At 59.6% G+C, this 1,642-nt stretch carries 2 protein-coding genes; one reads left to right on the top strand and one right to left on the bottom strand.

Annotated elements, in window-relative coordinates:
* Positions 1–419: 419 nt before the first annotated feature.
* Positions 420–899 carry an SRPBCC family protein gene (locus ABT116_RS44725; protein WP_037130811.1) on the top strand — a complete coding sequence of 160 codons (480 nt, stop codon included), beginning with the start codon at positions 420–422 and terminating at the stop codon, positions 897–899.
* Between the two features lie 342 nt (positions 900–1,241).
* On the opposite strand, the gene ABT116_RS44720 is transcribed toward ABT116_RS44725, so the two are convergent.
* Positions 1,242–1,481, bottom strand: a complete 240-nt coding sequence (locus tag ABT116_RS44720) for a hypothetical protein (protein WP_350835140.1) — start codon at positions 1,479–1,481, stop codon at positions 1,242–1,244.
* Positions 1,482–1,642 lie beyond the last annotated feature (161 nt).

The following is a 1,642-nucleotide window of genomic DNA, read 5'->3' as shown; positions in this document are numbered from 1 at the left end:
CGGCCCGGACCTACATCCCGTACTGGTACCAGATCGGCACCCAGCTGGGGTACGGCGGCTTCCCCACCGCCCGACGGCGATCCCACAACTCGTGTCCGAGTTCGCCTCTGTGGCTGCCCTGATCGCATCGTTGTGCGTCGTGGGTTTCCCACCGGGTGTGCTCCTCGGCGGTTCTGCACATGCTCCTCCATGAAGGCCGACGGTAATGGCGGACCGAAGAGGGTGCCCCTGGATGAACTACCCGAGCGCCTCTACCGCGCGCGCGGGTTGTTGGCGGTGCTATGACCGATTGTCTTCGAACCTTCTCGCAGCGTGAACGACCCTGCGACCTGGGCGAACCCGAAGACACACCCTGACCGTGGCTTCCACGTCGACTGCTGCGATGTGTATCAGTTGACAGAGTGGGTAGCTCGAAAATCATGAGTACCGTGACCGAATCCGTAGATGTCAACGTCCCCATCTGTACCGCCTACGACCAGTGGACTCAATTCGAGTCGTTCCCCCACTTCATGTCCGGAGTACGGGAAATTCGACAAATCGACGATGTGCACACACATTGGATCCTCGAAATAGCCGGACAACCACGGGAATTCGACGCCACCATCACCGAACAGCACCCGGACGAACGCATTGCGTGGAAATCGGACGCAGGCCCCGATCATGCGGGTGTGATCACCTTCCACCGATTGGACGACTCGCACACCAGGGTGACAGCACAGATGGACATCGACCCTGATGGCTTCGTCGAAAACATTGCCGACAAACTCGGAGTCCTCACCCACAGAGTCAAAAAGGACATGGGGAGCTTCAAGGAGTTCATCGAATCCCGCGACCAGGAAACAGGCGCCTGGCGGGGAAACATCGAACGCCCGGACCAGATACGCCCCGACGAAGTCTGAACTCCCGCACCCCGCAGGCCTGGGGACTGCTGCGGCAGGAGTAGGCGCGGGCCACCGGAAGCGCAATCGCCCATCGGCACGGTTCCCCCGCAGGGGGTTACTACGGCTTCCCGAGTCCTACACGTGCGTGCCGAGGGTGCCGGTGTCGTTTGCCACGTGAGGACGAACGAAGCCACTGGAAGTCCAGGCACATCACCACGGTCAGACCGACACCTAACATCACGAGTAACAGAACCACGTTCACCATCGCCACTGCTCCCTCTGACATCGAATTAGCCACTCACACCACGGAAGGCAGAATTCTCAGACGCATTCCGGACGCGTACGTTCCGGTAGCTGGACTCAGGCAGCGGTCACGCCATGAATCGATCGGACCGATACGCGCATCCTCGACGTCGCGGACAAACCACGTGCGATCGGTTCTTCCGCCTCGAAACGCTCGATTGCGAGTGCGAGGCCCATGACCTGTCGCCACCACCGTTCACGTTCCTCGGATTCGGCCCACACAATTACATCCATCACTGTCTCCTCATCAACCCTGGGTTTGTTACCCAGGTCACAGATTTTGGAAACGTAGGACACGCGAAATTATGCAATGGAGAGAAGCGGGGACTCGCGGTGTGTCGCCGATAACCAATCCTCCTCGAGGCCTCCGAAAACAGATCCGAAGACACGAAACGAGTACAGCCGAAAAAGGAGCTTGCGAACTGACCCGCAGTCCAATCCACTCGGCCCCCGTCGAC

It is taken from the genome of Streptomyces sp. NPDC002130 (genome assembly GCF_040296465.1).
Taxonomy (GTDB): Bacteria; Actinomycetota; Actinomycetes; order Streptomycetales; family Streptomycetaceae; genus Streptomyces.
The sequence above is the reverse complement of the archived record's forward strand: the minus strand, read 5'-3'. Positions and strand labels throughout refer to the sequence as shown.

Coding starts and splice junctions, on each gene's coding strand:
- ABT116_RS44725 (WP_037130811.1), top strand. CDS start 420: ATGAGTACCGTGACCGAATCCGTAGATGTCAACGTCCCCATCTGTACC.